16 protein-coding genes are annotated in these 20,275 nt (G+C 48.2%); 2 read left to right on the forward strand and 14 right to left on the reverse strand.

Annotated features, from left to right (window positions below):
- Nucleotides 1-4 precede the first annotated feature (4 nt).
- Entirely contained in the window at nt 5-553 is a 549-nt protein-coding gene (locus tag BTA31_RS16290; protein WP_076793186.1) for a hypothetical protein, read from the forward strand.
- A gap of 171 nt (nt 554-724) precedes the next feature.
- On the opposite strand, the gene pheT is transcribed toward BTA31_RS16290, so the two are convergent.
- The 3 genes from pheT to BTA31_RS16305 all read right to left on the reverse strand — a co-directional run bounded on the left by pheT (nt 725) and on the right by BTA31_RS16305 (nt 5,298).
- On the reverse strand, nt 725-3,139 hold the full coding sequence (gene pheT / locus BTA31_RS16295) for a phenylalanine--tRNA ligase subunit beta (protein WP_076793187.1): 2,415 nt from the start codon (nt 3,137-3,139) through the stop codon (nt 725-727).
- A gap of 15 nt (nt 3,140-3,154) precedes the next feature.
- The gene (gene pheS, locus BTA31_RS16300; RefSeq protein ID WP_076793188.1) at nt 3,155-4,189 is read right to left on the reverse strand and encodes a phenylalanine--tRNA ligase subunit alpha; all 1,035 of its coding nucleotides are present in this window, start codon (nt 4,187-4,189) and stop codon (nt 3,155-3,157) included.
- 362 nt (nt 4,190-4,551) lie between these two features.
- Nucleotides 4,552-5,298: a TrmH family RNA methyltransferase gene (locus BTA31_RS16305; protein WP_076793189.1), complete on the reverse strand. Its 747-nt coding sequence runs from the start codon at nt 5,296-5,298 to the stop codon at nt 4,552-4,554.
- A gap of 117 nt (nt 5,299-5,415) precedes the next feature.
- Here BTA31_RS16305 and sspI point away from each other — a divergent pair, with 117 nt between their 5' ends.
- Nucleotides 5,416-5,628 (forward strand): small acid-soluble spore protein SspI, encoded by a 213-nt coding sequence (gene sspI / locus BTA31_RS16310; protein WP_023855460.1) that lies wholly within the window; start codon nt 5,416-5,418, stop codon nt 5,626-5,628.
- A 33-nt stretch (nt 5,629-5,661) separates the two neighbouring features.
- Here the strand turns inward: sspI and cstA are convergent, their stop codons facing one another.
- From cstA to BTA31_RS16370, 11 genes are all read right to left on the reverse strand, one after another.
- Nucleotides 5,662-7,458 (reverse strand): carbon starvation protein CstA, encoded by a 1,797-nt coding sequence (gene cstA, locus BTA31_RS16315; RefSeq protein WP_076793190.1) that lies wholly within the window; start codon nt 7,456-7,458, stop codon nt 5,662-5,664.
- A 582-nt stretch (nt 7,459-8,040) separates the two neighbouring features.
- Complete coding sequence (arfA, locus tag BTA31_RS16325) at nt 8,041-9,549, reverse strand: arabinosylfuranosidase ArfA (RefSeq protein WP_076793191.1); 1,509 nt, start codon at nt 9,547-9,549, stop codon at nt 8,041-8,043.
- 35 nt (nt 9,550-9,584) lie between these two features.
- A complete protein-coding gene (locus BTA31_RS16330) occupies nt 9,585-10,427 on the reverse strand; it encodes a carbohydrate ABC transporter permease (protein ID WP_043926612.1) in 843 nt (280 codons plus the stop codon).
- Nucleotides 10,427-11,371 (reverse strand): arabinooligosaccharides ABC transporter permease AraP, encoded by a 945-nt coding sequence (locus BTA31_RS16335; RefSeq protein WP_076793192.1) that lies wholly within the window; start codon nt 11,369-11,371, stop codon nt 10,427-10,429. The genes BTA31_RS16330 and BTA31_RS16335 overlap by 1 nt, the downstream gene beginning before the upstream one ends.
- Before the next feature lie 30 nt (nt 11,372-11,401).
- On the reverse strand, nt 11,402-12,679 hold the full coding sequence (locus BTA31_RS16340; RefSeq protein WP_094777447.1) for an arabinooligosaccharides ABC transporter substrate-binding protein AraN: 1,278 nt from the start codon (nt 12,677-12,679) through the stop codon (nt 11,402-11,404).
- Nucleotides 12,680-12,702: 23 nt separating this feature from the next.
- Nucleotides 12,703-13,908 (reverse strand): sn-glycerol-1-phosphate dehydrogenase, encoded by a 1,206-nt coding sequence (locus BTA31_RS16345; protein WP_076793194.1) that lies wholly within the window; start codon nt 13,906-13,908, stop codon nt 12,703-12,705.
- Nucleotides 13,909-13,924: 16 nt separating this feature from the next.
- The gene (araD, locus tag BTA31_RS16350; protein ID WP_076793195.1) at nt 13,925-14,611 is read right to left on the reverse strand and encodes an L-ribulose-5-phosphate 4-epimerase; all 687 of its coding nucleotides are present in this window, start codon (nt 14,609-14,611) and stop codon (nt 13,925-13,927) included.
- A 15-nt stretch (nt 14,612-14,626) separates the two neighbouring features.
- Nucleotides 14,627-16,318, reverse strand: a complete 1,692-nt coding sequence (gene araB, locus BTA31_RS16355; RefSeq protein ID WP_076793196.1) for a ribulokinase — start codon at nt 16,316-16,318, stop codon at nt 14,627-14,629.
- Between the two features lie 14 nt (nt 16,319-16,332).
- Complete coding sequence (gene araA, locus BTA31_RS16360; RefSeq protein WP_076793197.1) at nt 16,333-17,814, reverse strand: L-arabinose isomerase; 1,482 nt, start codon at nt 17,812-17,814, stop codon at nt 16,333-16,335.
- A gap of 254 nt (nt 17,815-18,068) precedes the next feature.
- The gene (locus BTA31_RS16365; RefSeq protein WP_076793198.1) at nt 18,069-19,031 is read right to left on the reverse strand and encodes an arabinan endo-1,5-alpha-L-arabinosidase AbnA; all 963 of its coding nucleotides are present in this window, start codon (nt 19,029-19,031) and stop codon (nt 18,069-18,071) included.
- A 150-nt stretch (nt 19,032-19,181) separates the two neighbouring features.
- A complete protein-coding gene (locus BTA31_RS16370; protein WP_043926604.1) occupies nt 19,182-20,267 on the reverse strand; it encodes a M42 family metallopeptidase in 1,086 nt (361 codons plus the stop codon).
- Between the last annotated feature and the right edge of the window lie 8 nt (nt 20,268-20,275).

The following is a 20,275-nucleotide window of genomic DNA, read 5'->3' on the forward strand; positions in this document are numbered from 1 at the left end:
CAATATGAAGAAGACTAAATTCAACTTAATATGTATTTGTCTATTATCTGGAGCTGCAGCCTTATGTGTTTCCATTTTAAAAATGAATGAGATCGATGCTAGCTTACATGAATTAAACGAAGATGAATATGGAAATCTTATTACTATCAGTAAATGGATTGGCATTACAATAGCAGTAATTGGCGAAGCGATAAAACCCCTTCTTGAGCTTTTATTTTTCACTTTAATCATTTGGCTCGCTATTATGATTTTTGGAGCAAAGGATTCCTTTAAAAACATTTTTTCAAAAGGTGTTCTTTCCTACTATTTCAATCTTGTAGGCAGTGTCTTAGTTATTGTCTTTTATCTATTTGGCTTAAAAGATACTGAAAGTCTTTTTTCTATTCCTTTTTTAAGAAATTTAAACATTTTTTCTTTAATTTCGTTATTTTTTTGGTGCTATTTATGTCTAGAAAAGAAAGAAAACTCACTAAAAATTAAATACTCTTTTTCTTTTTTCATATTGTTTTTATTTTCTATTGCCATATCTATTTTCTCCGATATTCTTGCATAGATTACCTTCGTATAGACTCATTAAATAACATATGAGAATTCGATACAACTTAATTTAAAATATTTTACATAAATATTCTTGCCATCCTAAAATAATTAAAACTTACAATAGGCCGACAATTTTTCCAATGCAAAAAAACCGGTTCCCGAATGATCGGGGACCGGTTTTTCTTTATCCTCTCAATACAGCCTGATACGTATCCTCAAGTGCCTTCAGCACTTGGTCGTGAACTTTTGTCACTTCTTCTTCGGTCAATGTTTGTTCAGGATTTAAATATTGCAGGCTGAAGGCGACGGACTTCTTGCCTTCTTCCATGTGCTCGCCTTCGTAGACGTCAAAGACATGGACTTCTTTGAGCCATTTGCCGCCTGCTGTTTTGATGACGTCCTCAAGCTGGCCGGCCGCTATTTCTTTGTCTACAACAAGCGCGATATCCCGAGTAACAGAAGGATACTTCGGAATCGGTGTATACGTGATCTCCGGTACATCCAATCGAAGGAGCTCGTGGAGGTCCAGCTCAAACACATACGTATCGCTCAGATCCAGCTCTTTTTCAACTGACGGATGCAGCTGGCCGATGAAGCCGACTAATGAGCCGTTGTGCAAAATATTGGCCGTCCGCCCAGGATGAAGCTCTTTTCTTTCAGATTGAGCGAACTCGATGCCTTCAGTGATTCCGAGCTTTTCCAACAGACCTTCGACGATGCCTTTTACGACGAAGAAATCAACCGGCTTTTTCTCGCCCTGCCAGAGGTTTTTGTGCCACAGGCCTGTCACGGCTCCGGCGACGTGTTCTTTTTCGACCGGTTTCGTATATTCTTCGGCTTTCAAGAAAACAGAACCGATCTCATAAAAAGCAGCTGAATCGGCCTGCCTTGCCAAGTTGTATGCGACCGAATCGAGCAAATTAGGGAGCAGGCTGTGCCTCAGCATGCTTCTTTCCTCGCTCATCGGCAGCGAAAGGATCGTTTTAAACGATTTTTCCAATGCGTAAGCCGTCGCTTTTTTATCGTTTGTTAATGAGTATGTGATCGCCTGGGAAAGCCCTGCCCCTTCCAGGAAGCGTCTTACTTTTCTGCGCTTGTCCTGATAAGGTGTCAGTCCGCCCGCAAAGCCTGTCACTTCAGGCAGTGTCGACGGAATGTTATCATATCCGTACAGTCTAGCGACCTCTTCGATCAAGTCTTCTTCAATTGCAATATCGCCTCTTCTTGATGGAACCGTCACGACCAGCTCACGTTCAGCGTCTTCAACGGCAAAGCCGAGCCTTTCAAAAATGCTGACCATTTCTTCTTTGCTGATGGACATGCCGAGAACCTTCGTCACTTTATCAACGGAAAGGCGGATGACATTCTCTTTGATGTCAAGATGGTTTTCTTCAACCGTACCTTCCAAGACGGTTCCTCCGGCATACCGGCTGATCAAATCTGCCGCGCGTTCCGCAGCGAGGCGCACCCGTGCAGGATCGATGCCTTTTTCAAAGCGGACGCTTGATTCGCTGCGAAGACCGAGGTCTTTTGATGCTTTGCGAACGGTCTGGCCGTTAAAATACGCCGCCTCAAGCAGCACTGTCGCCGTATCTTCGCGGACTTCGGCTTCCGCTCCGCCCATTACGCCTGCGACAGCCTGCGGAAGAGAACCGTTTGTGATGACAAGATGCTCAAGCGTCAGCGTTCTTTCTTGTTCGTCGAGCGTCGTTATCGTTTCGTTTTCGTACGCTTTGCGGATGACGACCTCTTTTGAGCCGAAGCGGTCATAATCAAACGCGTGCAGCGGCTGACCGTATTCGAGCAGCACAAAGTTCGTAATATCGACGACATTGTTGTGCGGTCTGATTCCGGCATTGATCAGCTTCGTCTGCATCCAAAGTGGAGACGGGCCGATTTTGACGTCTTTAATAATTTTTGCCGCGTATAAAGGATTGGCTTCTGTATCTTCAATTTTGACAGAAATATAGTCCGCCGCTTTTTCGGCGCCTGCCTGATAAGCCGTCTCAGGGAGCTTGACTTCGCGGCCGAGAATCGCAGCCACTTCATAGGCAACGCCGAGCATGTTCATGGCGTCGGCGCGGTTTGGCGTCAATCCAAGCTCGAGAACCGCATCGTCGAGCGCCAGGCTTTGAAGGGCGTCCGCACCGGTTTCAGCATCGCCCGGGAAGACGAAGATGCCTTCCGCATATTCTTTCGGCACAAGCTTGCCTTGAATGCCAAGCTCCTGCAAAGAGCAGATCATGCCGTTAGACGCTTCCCCGCGGAGCTTCGCTTTTTTGATTTTAAAATTGCCGGGTAATACCGCACCAACCGTGGCGACGGCTACTTTTTGCCCTCTGTCCACGTTCGGAGCCCCGCAGATGATCTGGACAGGCTCTTCTTCGCCGATATCGACGAGGCATTTGTTTAATTTGTCAGCGTTCGGATGCTGTTCGCGCTCCAGCACATGTCCGATGACAACGCCTTTCATTCCTTCTCCCTTATATTCGATGCCTTCCACTTCAATTCCGCTTCTCGTAATCTTTTCAGCGAGAATCTCGGGAGTCATCCCGTCTAAATCCACGTATTCTTGCAGCCATTTATATGAAACAAACATCACGCGTCCTCCTCTTTAAGCCTGTTTAAATTGAGATAAAAATCTGACATCGTTCGTATAGAAATGACGAATATCGTCAATGCCGTACTTCAGCATTGCGATCCGTTCAACACCCATCCCAAAAGCAAATCCCTGATATTGTTTGGAATCGAATCCGGCCATTTCGAGCACGTTCGGATGCACCATTCCGGCGCCGAGAATTTCGATCCAGCCCGTTTGTTTACAAACGGAACAGCCTTTGCCTCCGCATTTAAAGCAGGAAACATCGACTTCGACAGACGGCTCTGTAAACGGGAAGAAGCTTGGACGCAGTCTGATTTCGCGCTCTTCACCGAACATCTTTTTCGCGACCGTTTCAAGGGTTCCTTTTAAGTCGCTCATGCTGATATTGCGGTCAACGCAGAGCCCTTCAATCTGCATAAACTGATGGGAGTGTGTCGCATCATCGTTGTCGCGGCGGTACACTTTGCCGGGGCAGATGATTTTGACAGGGCCTTTGCCTTTATGCTTTTCCATCGTGCGCGTCTGAACAGGAGACGTCTGCGTTCTCATCAGCGTATCTTCCGTAATATAAAAGCTGTCTTGCATATCGCGGGCCGGATGCTCTTTCGGAAGGTTGAGCGCTTCGAAGTTATAATAGTCGGTTTCCACTTCAGGACCCTCTTCCACCGAATATCCCATGCTGATAAACAAGTCTTCGATTTCTTCAATAACGATCGTCAGCGGATGCCGTGCTCCTGTTTTCACAGGGCTTCCCGGAAGCGTCACGTCAATCGTCTGCTCTTTCAGCTTCCTTTTCACTTCTTCTTCCTCAAGGCGGGCATTTTTTTCAGCAATCGCCGCGGCGATTTTCTCTCTTACTTCGTTCGCCAAGGCGCCCATTTTCGGCCTTTCTTCAGCGGACAGCTTTCCCATTCCCCGAAGCACTTCTGTGATCGGTCCCTTTTTTCCCAGGTACGCAACGCGGACATCGTTGACTTCTTTTAATGAACCAGCGGCTTCCACTTTTTCAACCGCTTCTTTCTCAAGCCGTTTCAGCTCTTCCTGCATCTTAAAAACTCCTCCTTTTATGTAGCAACCTGTTTTTTTAGGCAATAAAAAAAGCCCCTTTCATATTGAAAGGGACGAATTGTGGCCGTGGTACCACCCTTTTTTAAAACAAAGCAAAAAAGCTTTGCTGCTTACTTCATTGGCATAACGGAATGAATCCGGTTCACCTTTACACATCCCTTGAGAGACGCGGTCCCGGTGACAACTCAAGAGGTGAAGCGTTTTTCCGGCCTGTCATAAAAATGCTTGCAGTCTAAGGCATTTTCTCCCTTAATGACGGCATGTGAAAAAACGGAGCCTCTATCACTGTTTTTAAACATATTACATTCATTATAGTGAAATACATGGTCCTGTGCAACCGGTTATCCGCGGAGATGATAAAGAAGGACCGCGGCTGCGGCCGCCACATTCAGCGACTCCGCTTTTCCGTAGATCGGAACGTACAGATTTTGGTCAGTCTGTGCGAGGAGTGCCGGGTCGACCCCAGATCCTTCGTTTCCGATCAATAGCGCAAATGACTGTGACGGCTCCGCTTCTCTAAATGGCACGGCATCCTGCAAGGCTGTGCCGTAAACCGGGACGCTTTTTCCCTTCAGCTCTTCAATCAGCTCTGAAAGCTCGCATTTTAAAATCGGAATGTGAAAATGCGAGCCTTGAGCTGACCTGAGCGTTTTGGCATTGTATGGGTCGACAGTCCCTTGCCCGATAACAACGGCATCGATCCCCGCCGCGTCTGCCGTCCGGATGATCGTCCCTAAATTGCCCGGATCTTGCACAGCATCCGCTAGCAGCAGCTTTTCGTATTGAAAAGGTCTGCTTTCGGGCATTCGGCATACAGCGGCGACAGCCTGAGGCGTCTCCGTTTCGGCAATCGCTAAAAAAGCATCGGCGCTCAAAATATAGCGGGCAACAGACTCATCAATCATAGCCGGGAAGTCCGCTTCGTCTGCGACCATGATTTCTTTCACAACACCCGGTGTCTTCAGCGCTTCCTCAACGAGATGCTCGCCTTCTATTAAGAAAGTATTGGTTTTTGTCCGCTCTTTTTTTGCGTGAAGTTTTTTCCAATCCTTCACTTTTTGATTTTTGGCAGATTCAATTCGTTTCAAATCGTTTTGACTCCTTTTGTCTCGCAATAGTCACATTATATCTCATCAATGATACATAATAAACCCGAAAGCGAGGCAGAATATAGAAAATCAGATGATGAAATGGAGTGAAAAATGATGGATTTGAATTTGCGCCATGCCGTTATTGCCAATGTATCAGGAAACTCGCAAGAAGAGCTTGAGCATACGATTGTCGATGCGATCCAAAGCGGTGAAGAAAAAATGCTTCCGGGGTTGGGTGTGTTGTTCGAGGTCATCTGGCAGCACGCAACTGAATCAGACAAAACCGAAATGCTCGAGACATTGGAACAAGGATTAAAAACAAAATAAACCGGCGGCCTGAAACGGCCCCGGTTTATTTGATCATCCAGGAATTGAAGGCTCCATCCGCAAAGCCGGATCGCGCCAAATCTCCGTCCATTTTTTAATGGCAGCCGCCATGATCACCAGTCCCAACAGCAACATAATGATTGATAAAATGCCGTTTAAAACGCTGAAACCGGCAGCTTCCGCATTAAAATAAACGTTTTTGATCATCCAGTATCCCGCATAGTTGACCGTTACATACAAATAAGCGAGCGGAATGAGACATGTCAGCATATAACGCCGTTTGTCCGCAATTTTTAAAATGACCGTCGCTCCGATAATTAAACCGACGGATGCCATCAGCTGGTTGGATACGCCAAACAGCGCCCAAATCGAGCTGATATCGCCTGAATATAGCAAATACCCCCACATGAAACAGGCAAGGGCGCTCGCTGCGACCGAACCCGGAAGCCAGTCCGTTTTTTTCAGCGGTTTGTACACTTCCCCGAAAAAGTCTTGAATCAAATAACGGGCCACCCTTGTACCGGCATCGATCGCCGTTAAAATAAAGACGGCTTCAAACATGATGACAAATTGAAAAAAGTAAGAGGCCAAATGGCTGAAAAACGGAATATCCGTAAAAATATACGCCATGCCGACGGCAAGGGTAACAGCTCCGCCTGTTCTTCCTTCAAGATCGAGACCGATTTCGCGGCTGAGTTCAGGCAGGTGGACGACATTCATACCAAGCGTCCGAAAGACTTCCGGTGAACTGTTGATGGCAAAATAATCGCCCGGCTGCAAGGCCGTTGCCGCGATCAAAGCCATGATGCCGACAAGACACTCAACGAGCATCGCCCCGAAGCCGACGAATTTCATGTCGCTCCACTTATCAAGCATCTTCGGCGTCGTGCCTGAACCGACAAACGCATGGAAGCCGGAAATCGCCCCGCAGGCGATCGTAATTGAAATGAACGGCCAGACCGGACCAGGCGAAACAGGTCCCCCTCCCCCCGTGAACTCGGTAAACGCCGGAAACGGAATCGCCGGATTGACGACGAAAACCCCGGCAATCAAAGCGATAAACACTCCGATTTTCATAAAGCTGCTCAAATAATCGCGCGGTGCGAGCAGCAGCCAGACAGGGAGCGCCGCTGCAAAAAATGCATAAATAGGAAGTGCGACAGCAAGCGTTTTCGTATCGAGCGTCAAAGCGTCTCCAAGCGGCGTCTCCGCGATGGACGGTCCGATGAAGACACCGGCCATCAGCAAAATAAATCCGCCGGTTGACGCTAATTTTAAGTTGCCTGTCTTTTTATAAAATAAGCCGACCCCCATCGCGATCGGAATTGTAATCGCAACGGCGAACGTCCCCCACGGATTGCGTTCAAGCGCATGAAGTACAACCATCGACAGCCCTGCCATCGTGATCGTAATAATAAACAGCATCGCAAGCCCCGTGCAAAATCCCGCAACAGGCCCGAGCTCTTCTTTCGCCACTTCTGAAAGCGACTTTCCCTTCCTCCGCATGGACGCAAACAAAACGACAATATCATGCACGGCTCCCCCGATCACCGCTCCGATCAAGAGCCACAACAGCCCCGGCAAGTAGCCGAACTGCGCCGCTAAAATCGGCCCGACAAGCGGCCCTGCGGCTGCGATGGCCGCAAAGTGGTGGCCGAAAGACACCCATTTGTTCGTCGGCACATAATCTTTGCCGTCTTTCTGGAGATGGGCAGGAGTCGGCTTGTCATCATCAACCTTCAACACTTTCACCATCATAAATGTTCCGTACAAACGATAGGCGATCGCCAAAATACAGATGGAAGCGATCACAATTGTTATTGCATTCATCCAATTCCTCCCCCCTTTGTTTCTTTTTTAACATATCTCATATTTTTTGTAAGCGCAATCATCTTTTTATGCGAAGTTTTCAATCAGCTGCTTTTCCTGCAACTAAAAACCGAGTTGACAAATAGGAATAATGAGAATAAAATAAACACAAGCTTCATCTGCTGCCTTTTTAAGGTAATTGGCGGGTATCATCGGATATCCGCCCTTTTTCTTTCAGCATAACGGAACAACATAAAAATGAACGGCCACCACGAGAATAAATGCCGCGGATCCCGCGATTCGACCGGCGGTTGTCGTGACAAACGAAGCTGAAAAATGGCGTGACAGCGAATAAAACAACACGGTGCCGATGAAAATAAAACCCGCCGCTAAAAGCGGGTGATCAAAAGACCGGACCCTATCGATGACCGCTGTGATAAACAGAAGCCAAAGGTATGCTAAAAATGCGTACATCAAAAAAACAGTATGCAGTCGAAAAAAACGTCTTCATAGATCCTCCTCCCGTTTTATCTTATTCTTCGGCATATTTGCGGAAGCCTTTTTTCATCTAAAAAAACCGGCCTCTCCGGGCCGGTTTTTCAATCATTGTTTCTTCATTCTGATCACATTCCAGGAAAGCTTCGGAAGGTGAGCCGTCAGCCTGCCGTCACATACTTTGGCGTCTCCGCCGCTGTGCGGAACGACGTTGTTGCGGTCTTTTTCATTCGTCGCTTTATGATCTTCGTGTTCCAGAACGATGTGCTCAGAGACACTGTACCCTTCAAAGCTTCTCATATCGGCTTCCATTTCAAGGCCGCCGTCTGTTGCACGGTTGACGGCAAAAACGGTTAATTCCTCGGCTTCTTCATTGAAAACAGACACGGACTCCAAGTACGGAACATCCGTAAAGTCTTTCGCATCATACTTCGGAGACGATACCGCCGTCTGCAATACCGTGCCTCTGCCGTAGACGGAAGCGTGCATAAACGGATAGAAAATTGGCTGACGCCACGCTTCTCCTCCTTTTTCTGTCATAATCGGCGCGATGACATTGACAAGTTGAGCCAGACAGGCGATTTTCACGCGGTCGGCATGCTTGAGCATCGTAATCAGCATACAGCCGACGAGAAGCGCATCCTCAAAGTTGTAGATGTCTTCAAGAAGGTGCGGTGCTTTCGCCCAGCGCTCGGCTTCTTTGTCTTTTTCATTCGAGTGATACCAGACATTCCACTCATCATATGAAAGGTGAATCGTTTTCTTGCTTTTCTTTTTCGCTTTCATATAATCGCAGACTGAGATGACCGTTTTGATAAAGTGATCCATGTCCAGCGATCTCGCCAAATAGTTTGGAAGGTCATTGTCACGGTTGCCGTAATACGAGTGAAGCGAGATGTACTCGACGTGTTCGTACGTATGGTCAAGCACGGTCGTTTCCCAGTCGATGAATGTCGGCATTCCGCTGCCCGAACTTCCGCAGGCGACGAGTTCGATCGACGGGTCCGTCCATTTCATCACCTTTGCGGCCTCAGCAGCAAGTCTTCCGTATTCGGCTGCCGTTTTATGGCCGATTTGCCATGGACCGTCCATTTCATTGCCGAGGCACCATGTCTTAATTTTATGCGGTTCCTTATATCCGTGGGATTTTCTCAAGTCGCTGTAGTACGATCCTGACGGATGATTGCAATATTCAACAAGGTTGCGTGCGGCATCAATTCCTCTCGTTCCGAGGTTGACGGCCATATTCACCTCTGCCCCGACAAGCTTTGCCCAGTCCATAAATTCGTTCGTACCGATTAAGTTCGGTTCGGTTGTCGCCCACGCCAAATCTAGTCTTGTCGGCCGCTGTTCGACAGGTCCAACCCCGTCCTCCCAGTTATAACCCGAGACAAAATTCCCGCCGGGATACCTGATAAACGGCACCTTCAGTTCTCTGACCAGTTTGATGACGTCTTTCCGAAAACCCGATTCGTCAGCTTCAGGATGATCAGCCTCATAAATGCCTTCGTAAACGGCTCTGCCGAGATGCTCGACAAAGGAGCCGTAAATTCGTTTATCAACCTCTGCCACCTTATATTCCTTGTCAATCGTCATCTTCGCTTTGTGTGCAGTCATGTTAAACCATTCCTTTCAAGATGATATATAGTGGATCAGCCTTTAATTCCGCCCGCCGTCAAACCTGATATAAAATACTTCTGGAAGAACAGGAAGATGAGAATCACAGGCAGAATCGCCAGCACAGAACCCGAAATCAACATGTCATAATTGTTCCCGTACGGACTGAGCAAAGCGGACAGCCCGATTGGTAGCGTAAACATTTCTTTCGATCGTAAAACGATCAGCGGCCATAAGAAGTTGTTCCAGCTATTTAAGGATTGAAGAATGATCATCGCTCCAAATGCCGGCTTCATCAAGGGCGCCATAATTCTGAAGTAAATGCCGAACTCTGTACAGCCGTCCATTCTCGCGGAATCAAGCAAATCTCTCGGCAAGCCAAGCGCATACTGTCTGAAGAAAAACACGGCGACAGGTGAAACGATAAACGGCAGGATCACGCCGGCGTAAGTGTCGACAATATGCAGAGAAACCGTCATTTTAAATAAAGGCAGCATAAGAATTTCGATCGGCACCATCATGATGAGGAGCACGGCTACAAACAAGAGATTTTTTCCTTTAAAGTCGTAGACGGCAAGCCCGTATCCGACCATTGAAGAAAACAAGAGCGTCAACACGGTGGAAATGACCACGAGAATCAAGCTGTTCGAAAACCATTGAAAATAAATGCTTCCTCCGTTAAACAAGTAAGTGTAATTGTCAAGGCTCAAGATTTCAGGGCTCAGTTTTAAATTCAATCCGAAGCGCAGCAATTCCGAAGATGGCTTGAGCGAGCCGAGCAATAGGCAGAAGAGCGGAAACACAAACAAAAAACTTAATATCGCAAACAGCAGAAACAGAGCGATTTTCGCAATGTTAAGGCCTCCGGCAGGACGCATTAATAGCCCTCCTTTTTAAATGATCCAGACAGCTTTAACGAAATGAGGCTGCAGATGAAAATGATGATCAAGAGCACGATGCCGAGCGCTGACCCGTAGCCCATGTTGTTGTAGGCAAGGCCCTGTTGATAAATGTATCCGACCATCGTCAGGCCGATGTTGCCCGGAGAGTTGTTCTGCCACAGCACATAGCTTTCTTCAAACATCCGGAAGCCGCCGATGATGCTGATCGTCAGCACGTAGACGCTGACGGGCTTTAAAAACGGAAGCGTAATATGGTAAAACTTCTTGAACGTGCCTGCGCCGTCGATTTCGGCAGCTTCGTACAATTCTTTCGGAACGTTCTGCAAGCCCGCCAAAAAGTACAGGACATTGATCCCCATCCATCTCCAGGATGCGAGCATCACCATTAAAAACATGCCGGTATGTTCATTGTTCAGCCAGTTGTACGGCGAAGCTCCGAGCTTAGCCAATATCGAATTCGCCAGCGATGTATCCATTTCTCCAAAAATCAGCCTGAAAATAATTCCCGCCACAATGGTTGAAGTCAGAGCCGGGATGAATAAAGCCGATTTGAACACGTTTTTAAACTTTACGAGTTTAGAATCTAAAAAGACTGCCAGAATAAGAGGAACAGGTATTAAAATCAGCAATGTCCAAAAGGTGTATTTTACGGTGTTGAGTAGTGCGGTATAGAATGTAGGATTGTTTAATGCTTTATAGTTCTCCATCCCGATGAAGCGGACTTCCCCGGGGAGAATGCTTTGAAAGCTCATGATGACAACGCTGATAAGCGGATAAAGAAAAAATATGCAAAAGGAGAGTACAAAAGGTGCTGTAAAAATGTAAGGTGCGGCTTTTGCTGAATATAATAAACGTCTGATCTTTCCTTTTCTGCTCACCGGCGGAAACGAATGCACTGTATCTGTTTTAACAGTCTTCAAGTTATCGCCTCGCTTTACAGTAATGAAAGACTATTGCCCTTTCACTTCAGCTGCTGCTTTGTCCAATGCTTCTTTCGGTGTTTTGCTCTTCGTTTTGAGCGCTTCGTACAGTACGTTTCTGTTGACGAGATCGGAAGTTTTCGCATAGTCCTCAGTGAGGTAAAGCGGATTGATCTCATCTTTTATGTCAAGAAGCACGGAAAAGATGTGTTTTCCGTTTTGGAAATATTCCGTATATTGATTTGGTTTTTTCAATTCGTCCGAGTCCCACACATCCCATCTGAGCGGATCGAACCCGAGCACGGTCCACAGCTTGATGTTGCCTTCTTTTGACGCTTTGGCAAATTTCAAGAAATCCTTGGCCAGATCGACCTCTTTCGCCTGTTTTGGAATCACGGTGGCCGTGCCGCCCATTCCCGCTGAGCGGTCTCCCCCTTCTTCCCATGCCGGCAGCGGTCTGATCGCGATTTTCCCTTTCAAGTCAGGCATATAATCCAAAAAACGGCCCATATACCAGATCGGCATTAAGACAGACGCCGCACCGCCTTGGTTCATAAACCCGTAATATTCTTCACTGTGATGATTGCCTCCGGGTGTTGTGACGGCAATTTTGTCTTTCTCAATTAAAGTCTTTAAAAATTCGAGCGTTTTCACATTTGTCTCATTGTTTAATGTCAAACGCCCCTGCTGATCAAAATAACCGGATCCCTGCTGGGAAACCAGCGGCAGAAATGAATTCGGGTCGGTCGTTTCAATCGTCGTCATCGGCTTTCCAAGAGCTTTGACGACCTTTTTGCCCGCTTCCCTGTAATCTTCCCACGTTTTGATGTCGTCCGGATCAACGCCTGCTTTATTCATCATTTCCATGTTGTAATACATCACGGTTGTTCCGACATGGGTGTCAAGTCCGTAAAGCTTGCCGTTCTTGCTGTAGAGCGTCAGCCTCGCTTCAACAAACTTGTCGCGTTCGTCTTCCACAAGCGGCGTTAAATCTGTAAGAGGAATGTCAGAGCCCTTCAAAAAGTTCGAATAGCGCCCCAACTCAACATCGGCAATATCTGGAACCCCTTTCCCGGCTAAAAGCGAGATTGATAAATTGTCATGCATCTGTCCATACGGATACACCACTGTATTTAATTTGATTTTTCGCTCGGGATACTTTTTGTTCCATTCTTTCACCATCTCAGCGTAAAACTGTTCATGAAGGCCGTTGAATGTCCAAAATGTCAGTTCGGTGCCGTCCGCTTGATCAGAGGCAGGGCTCGCCTTGCACCCCGATAAAAGCAGACATACAGCGACCGTGACCATAAAGATAGATGAAAGGAACCTTTTCACATTTTAACCCCTTTCACGCCCGGTCCTTTGCCTAAGAGCCCCGGCAAAAGTCCGTATTGATTGATGATTTTCAGTCCCGTATACCGGTCCCTGAGCTGATGGGCGTAAGTGAGCGCTTCTCTCACCAGCTCTTCTTCAACATCGAGTTCTTTGAATGATACAGGCCCGCCGATACGCCTCATCCACTCTGCCATTTTCTCACCGTCAGGGAGCTTTGCATAAATCGAGCGAGTCGCTTGCTCAGCGTGTTGATCCCCCAAGCTTGTACCGATAAGGGATCGGTAAATATCAGTCAGCATGATGGCGCTGCAGCCGACTTTAGCACCGTGGAGCACCTGCCGCTTATTGTTCTCCAACGCTTTCATTTCAAGGTAGTGGGAAAGATGGTGCTCGCCGCCGGAAGCCGGCCTTGAATGGTCGAGAACCAGCATGACAAGTCCTGAAAGAATCAGCGATTCCATCAATTTCTTAATCCCATCGCGCGTCTTGGCGGCGATGTCATCTATTCGGACAAGACATTGATCAAGCGCTTCTCTCGTGAGCCGGCTGGCGGCCGGGCAGTACGGCTCGCCGGCAAGCAAGCGGGAAATTTCCCAATCCGCAAGCGACGTCACCTTGCCGAGCATATCGCCAAAACCTGCGGCTACCATGTTCTGCGGCGCTTGACACAAGAGCTCCAAATCGGCAAAAAGTGCGATCGGCGCTGTCGTTTGAACCGTCTGTTTCTTTCCTTTTAATATCAGCGGTGCGCCGGCTGAAGTAAAACCGTCAACCGACGGAGCCGTAGGAACGGAAATAAACGAGATGCCGCGCTGATAGGCGCAAAACCTGACGATGTCGTGAATCGTGCCCGCTCCGGCCGCAATTAGTACATCCGCATCAACCGGGACACCGATCAATGCACTCACCAACGTTTGCTCATCTGCCGTCACATCGCCCGCTTCATTAGCTTCCAGCAGCACCGGAACCGTTTCAGCTGTTTCCTCAAGAAGAGCCGCAATCCGCTTGCCGGCTATCCGTCCGGTCGTTTCATCATAAATGACAGCGGCTTTTTTATAGGAAGCCGATTTCACGAAAGCGGGCAGCTCTTGCTCAACAACATTGCCGCCGATCGCGATTTTTTCGACTGTAAGCGGGTGGTGAACGGTTCCGCATTCGCATGCGCCCAAAGTGTTTTTCACATAAGAGATCAGGTCATTCATTAACAGCTTCCCTCCTCTATTGGCCGTAATACGCGTCTGCCCCGTGCTTGCGAAAATAGTGCTTATCCTGCAAAGCGCTCTTAATCGGCTCAAGAGACGGATTGAGCACCAGGGAGCGGTATGCCATCTTGGCGACTTCTTCCAGGACGACAGCATTGTGTATGGCAGTTAAAGCGTCTTTTCCCCAGCAAAACGGTCCGTGATTGTTCACGAGAACGCCGGGCATCGCCAGGGGGTCAAGATGCCGGAACGTCTCGGCAATCACTTTTCCTGTATTCAACTCGTATTGACTCCTGATCTCCTCGGGATCCATTTCCCTTGTACACGGAATGTCACCGTGGTAGTAGTCGGCGTGAGTCGTTCCGAGCGACGGGATGTCCTTCCCTGACTGCGCCCAGCTTGTCGCCCATGGGGAATGCGTATGGACGATCCCGCCGATCGATTGAAACTGCCGGTAAAGGTAAAGGTGTGTCGGCGTATCGGAAGACGGCTTCAGATCCCCTTCCACAATCTCGCCGTCCATATTCAGAACCACTAAATCTTCGGCTTTTAACTCGCTGTATTTGACACCGCTCGGCTTGATGACGACCAGCTCATTCTCCCGGTCAATGCCGCTGACATTCCCCCATGTAAAGGTGACAAGCCGGTACTCCTCAAGCTGTAAATTCGCTTTTAATACTTGTTCTTTTAAAGATTCCAGCACAGTTTTCTCCTCCCTCTAAGTCATCGCTTTACCGGTGTCGAAACTGACGGACTGGATGTTTTTCAATTTTTTAAGGCGCTTCATGACGTTGTTTTGCTTTCCGAAGTACGTGTAAAGCTCCTTATATTCCGCATAAAGCTGATCGTATAAGGCAACGTTTTCAGGAATTGGTTTGTACGTTTTATCCTTGATCTTGCCCATATGTGCGACTGCTTCTTCGACATGATCGTAACCGCCGTTCACGCTTCCGGCCGCGAGCGCTCCGAATATCGCGGAACCTAAAGCCGGCGCCTGCGGAGATCCGGAAATTTTGATTTCCATGTTGGTGACATCCGCGTAAATCTGCATGATAAACGGATTTTTTTCGGCGATTCCTCCTGCGGCAAACAGCTCCTCGATCGGCACGCCGCTTTGTCTGAACGTTTCAATGATGATCCTCGTCCCGTAAGCAGTCGCTTCAACCAATGCACGGTATATATCTTCAGGCTTTGTGGCAAGCGTCATACCGAGCATCATTCCCGTCAGATCGGCATCAACGAGTGTTGAACGGTTTCCGTTCCACCAATCCAATGCAAGCAAACCGCTTTCGCCGATTTGGAGACGGTCAGCCTTTTGAGACAGCAGTTCGAATATAGAAATCCCTTCGGCTTCAGCTTCTTTCATATACGCTTCTGGTACAAAGTGTTGAATCAGCCAATGAAAATGGTCGCCGACGCACGATTGGCCCGCTTCATAGCCAACATAGCCCGGCAGAATCCCGTCTTCAACGACGCCGCACATTCCCGGCACCATCCTGACATCCTCGCCGAGCAGCATATGACAGGTAGACGTTCCCATGATCATCAGCATCTTGCCCGGCTCTGTGATGCCCACCGCCGGAACTGACACATGAGCATCAACATTTGCGACAGCAACCGCTGTACCCGCCAGAAGCCCTGTCTTCCCGGCCATTTCTTCAGTCAGTCCGCCCGCTTTTTCGCCTACAGAATAAATATCCTCCGTTAATTTTTCCCGAACGATATTTTTCAGCTTCGGATGCAGGCTTGCGAAGAAATCGTCGGCAGGATAGCCGCTCTTATTGTTCCAAATCGCTTTATAACCCGCTGTACAATTGTTGCGCTTTCTGTTTCCGCACAGCATATAGACGATCCAGTCGGCCGCTTCCATGATCTCGGCTGCGGCATCATAAATGTCAGGCGCTTCTTCCACGATTTGCATCACTTTTGGAAAGAGCCACTCGGAAGAAATTTTTCCGCCGTATGTTTGAAGAAAAGGTTCATTTCTTTCTTCCGCGTTTTGATTTAAGCGATTCGCCTGCTCCTGTGCAGCATGGTGCTTCCAAAGCTTCACATAGCTGTGCGGTTCTGACACATACTCTTCCCTCATACAAAGAGGAGTCCCGTTCTCGTCAACAGGCAAAATCGTGCAAGCTGTGAAATCGATTCCGATGCCGATGATTTCTTTCGGATCCGCTTTTGACTGCTTCAAAAGGCTCGGAATCGTTTCCTCCAGCACTTCAATGTAATCAGCCGGGTGCTGGAGCGCCCAGTCTCTCGGAAGCTTTCGCTTTGAGACCGGAAGCTCCCGGTCTATCACACCGTGTGTGTACTCTTTGACAGCTGTCGCGATCTCCTCACCTGTCCGGACATCGACGAGAACAGCACGCCCTGACAATGTTCCAAAGTCAACTCCGATTGTGTAAGGGATAAGCCTTCACCCCCTTAAAACTTGCGAAGCCGATATGCAGCTTCACTCCATTTGAGTTCATTGCGAAGATTTAAAATCGTCGTATCGCGATTGATCAACACCGCTTCAACGCCCGACATTTCGGCCCAATCGAGCATCTGCTCGGCTGTCAGCTGATACGAAAGGCATGTATGGTGCGCACCGCCAGCCAAGATCCACGCTTCAGCCGATGTTCTCAGAGACGGCTGCGGCTTCCAAAGTACGCGCGCCACCGGAAGATTCGGCATATCATGCGGAACCTTCTCAGCTTCCACTTCATTGATGACAAGCCTGAAACGGCCGCCCAAATCGATGAGGGAGACATTGACCGCAGGCCCTGCAATTCCGTCGAACACGAGCCGTGCCGGATCATCCTTTGCACCCATTGACAGCGGATGGACTTCAATTCTCGGTTTGTGTTCGGCAATCGAAGGGCACACTTCAAGCATGTGGGAGCCGAGGATCATTTCATTGCCCGGTTCAAAATGGTACGTGTAATCCTCCATAAATGACGTTTCTTTTCCGTCGGCCATCACTTTCATCATCCTGACAAGCGCAGCCGTTTTCCAATCTCCTTCTCCTCCGAAGCCATAACCTTCAGCCATCAGCCGCTGAACGGCCAAACCTGGAAGCTGCTTCATACCGTGGAGGTCTTCAAAGGTTGTCGTAAAGGCCGTATAACCTCCGTTCGAAAGAAAGCGCTTTAATCCAAGCTCAATCCGCGCCTGCTCTTTGACGGATTCCCTTGCCCCTTCGCCTTCCGGCCACTCATAAAGTTCCTCATATTCGGAGATGAGCTCGCTTAGACTCTGTTCTGATACTGCATTGATCTCCGTGACAAGATCGCCGATTCCATATCCGTCGACAGACCAGCCAAGCTGAATCTGCGCTTCAATCTTATCTCCTTCTGTTACCGCCACATTCCGCATGTTGTCCCCAAATCGGGCGACTTTGATATGGCGGCTTTCAATATATGCGACCGCTGCGCTCATCCATTTGTCGATCGAGCGCTTTACTTCTCTGTCTTCCCAATATCCGGCGATCACTTTTCGCGGAATGCCCAATCTCGCTCCGATAAAGCCGTATTCGCGGTCGCCGTGGGCAGACTGATTAATATTCATGAAATCCATGTCGATCTTATCCCACGGAATGTCCCGGTTAAACTGGGTATGAAAATGAAGCAGCGGCTTATTCAGCTCGGAAAGGCCCGGAATCCACATTTTGGCCGGTGAAAACGTATGCATCCAAGTGATGATGCCTGCGCACTCCTCATCCCGGTTCGCCTCTTCAAACAGTTTTCTGACGCCGTCTAGCGAAGTGGCCACCGCTTTGTACCTGACTTGAAACCTTAAATGTCCGTCATTTAATCCGCTGCAGATCATTTTGGAATGCTCTTCTACCTCTTGTACGGCCTCTTCACCATATAAATGCTGGCTGCCTGTCACAAACCAAAATACATGTGTCTTAGTCTGAATCAAATAGCTTCCTCCCCCTCTTCTTTATGGTGTCTGTGTAAAGATTAGCAAACTATTAAAACGCTTACAAAAACTTAATCTCAAACTGTATCACGATTATATGTACGTACAATTGAACTCAAAAACATATTTGTACGAACAACTTCATTATATCATGATGAAAAAAACTGTCAATTTAATTTCCGGGATGTTTTTTATTTTTTTGACAGATTTCAGAACAAAAAAACCGGGCGGTTTCCGCCCGGCATCTGCAGCTGTTAATAAGTCGGCCATCCTTGGGAATCCCAGTACAAGTCGTTGATGAGCAGCTTCGATACGCCATTATCGAGCGCGTCGTAAGCGTGCCTGACAAGGATCGAGTTGTTCAGAACATCCTGATGTCCCGGCCCTTTCCAGCGGTCATTGCCGGAATCCAGGATCGTCCCTCCGCCGTTCATCATATTTTTGCCGCTTTTATCATAATAGGGTCCCGTAATGCTCGTTGAACGGCCATACGCTATTTTATATGTGCTGTTCACCCCTTTGCAGCAGCTGTCAAACGAGACAAATAAGTAATAGTAGCCGTCTTTGTAGGTAATGTTCGGCGCTTCAACCGCTCCGCCGTTATTCGGCCTTGAGGCAATCGAATACAGGCTTCCCGTCGGTTTCATCGTGTTTTTATCAAGCCTTGTCAGCTTGATGCCGCTCCAAAAGGAACCGAATGAGAGCCATGGATTTCCGTCTTTATCAATGACCAGATCAGGGTCAATGGCATTAAACTGATCACCGGATGTCGATCTGATGACCAGCCCGTCATCCCGCCATTGGCCGGATGAAATCCGGTCTATTGATGCAAGCCCTATCGCTGATGTGTTTGAACCGAAAGACGAAACCGAGTAATACAGCCAATACCGGCCGTTATAGTAGCTGATATCCGGTGCCCACTGATGCGGTTCATGATTTGGTACGTACATCTTCCACCATGACAATGGAGTTGGAAAAATACTCGGGGCAGCACTCCAGTTTCTACCGTCTGTTGACTTAATGACGCGCAGCCCTGTGCCGAGCCCGGTTCCAAATGTATACCATGTATTCCCCTCTTTAATGATAGAGGGGTCATGGATGAAATTGTCCCCCTTTGTGTCCCAAAACGCCGCCTTGCCTGATTCAGGCATCGAAAAAGACAGCAGCAGTCCGAATATCAATGCCGCCAAAGACATTCTCCGTAACACATTTTTCATTCTGTTCACACTCCTGTTCTTGTAATGAAAAAACAATGCCTCCCTTTCTTTGTCAATTTTTCGAACAATGTTTATATATGTAAGCGCTGTCTTTAACATTCCAAAAAAATGCTGACAGCTTATCTTACAAGCTGTCAGCATGATCTTTCATCAATCAAACGTAATGTTTTGAACCGTCTCTTTATCCAGTCGTTTAATGACTTCGGTAATTAATTTTACCGCATGTTCATAGTCATCCCGGTGAAGCATGGCCGCGTGCGTATGGATATACCTCGTCGCGATCGTGATCGACAGGGCAGGCACTCCGTTCGCGGTAAGGTGGATCGATCCCGAATCTGTTCCTCCGCCTGAGAGAGCGTCGAATTGATACGGAATGCCGGCTTCATCTGCAACATTCGTTACAAAGTCGCGAAGCCCTTTGTGGGACACCATTGATGCATCATAAAGGATGATCTGCGGGCCTTTTCCCATTTTGCTTGTCGACTCTTTTTCGGTAATACCCGGCGTATCACCCGCGATTCCCACGTCAACACCGAAAGCGATATCAGGCTTGATCGTATGCGCAGCGGTTTTCGCGCCTCTCAGCCCGACTTCCTCCTGTACGGTTCCGACGCCGTAGACGACATTCGGATGATCGGCTCCTTTCAGGTTTTTCAGCACGTCGATCGCGATCGCACAGCCGATACGGTTGTCCCATGCTTTGGCAAGCAGCATTTTTTCATTATTCATCACCGTAAATTCAAAGTAAGGGACGACCTGGTCTCCCGGAAGAACGCCCCACTCCATCGCTTCCTCCCTGCTCGATGCCCCGATATCGATAAACATGTCTTTAATATCGACCGATTTTTTTCTTGCTTCCTGAGACAGGACATGAGGAGGTTTTGAACCGATAATACCGGTAATGTCGCCTTTCTTTGTCACGACCGTCACGCGCTGCGCCAGCATGACCTGGCTCCACCAGCCTCCAACCGTCTGAAAGCGGAGATAGCCCCTGTCATCGATCCGCGTAACCATAAAACCGACCTCATCAAGGTGGCCGGCAATCATAATCTTCGGTCCGTCAGCCTGCCCGGTCTTTTTTGCGATTAAGCTTCCCAGTCTGTCTGTCGTAACCTCGTCGGCAAACGGTTCTATGTACGATTTCATGACTTGTCTGGGCTCTTTTTCATTCGCCGGAATTCCTTTTGCATCTGTTAATTCCTTTAGCATCGTCAATGTTTTATCAAGCTTTGCCATCTCTATAC

This window comes from Bacillus haynesii, assembly GCF_001969855.1.
Taxonomy (GTDB): Bacteria; Bacillota; Bacilli; order Bacillales; family Bacillaceae; genus Bacillus; species Bacillus haynesii.

Bases quoted from the DNA above. Each gene is read 5' to 3' on its own strand.
- BTA31_RS16330 (WP_043926612.1), bottom strand. From the start codon at position 10,427: ATGCGTCCTGCCGGAGGCCTTAACATTGCGAAAATCGCTCTGTTTCTG.
- BTA31_RS16370 (WP_043926604.1), bottom strand. From the start codon at position 20,267: ATGGCAAAGCTTGATAAAACATTGACGATGCTAAAGGAATTAACAGAT.
- BTA31_RS16290 (WP_076793186.1), top strand. From the start codon at position 5: ATGAAGAAGACTAAATTCAACTTAATATGTATTTGTCTATTATCTGGA.
- sspI (WP_023855460.1), top strand. From the start codon at position 5,416: ATGGATTTGAATTTGCGCCATGCCGTTATTGCCAATGTATCAGGAAAC.
- cstA (WP_076793190.1), bottom strand. From the start codon at position 7,458: ATGAATGCAATAACAATTGTGATCGCTTCCATCTGTATTTTGGCGATC.
- BTA31_RS16345 (WP_076793194.1), bottom strand. From the start codon at position 13,908: ATGAATGACCTGATCTCTTATGTGAAAAACACTTTGGGCGCATGCGAA.
- pheS (WP_076793188.1), bottom strand. From the start codon at position 4,189: ATGCAGGAAGAGCTGAAACGGCTTGAGAAAGAAGCGGTTGAAAAAGTG.
- arfA (WP_076793191.1), bottom strand. From the start codon at position 9,549: ATGACTGCACACAAAGCGAAGATGACGATTGACAAGGAATATAAGGTG.
- BTA31_RS16340 (WP_094777447.1), bottom strand. From the start codon at position 12,679: ATGGTCACGGTCGCTGTATGTCTGCTTTTATCGGGGTGCAAGGCGAGC.
- BTA31_RS16365 (WP_076793198.1), bottom strand. From the start codon at position 19,031: ATGAAAAATGTGTTACGGAGAATGTCTTTGGCGGCATTGATATTCGGA.
- pheT (WP_076793187.1), bottom strand. From the start codon at position 3,139: ATGTTTGTTTCATATAAATGGCTGCAAGAATACGTGGATTTAGACGGG.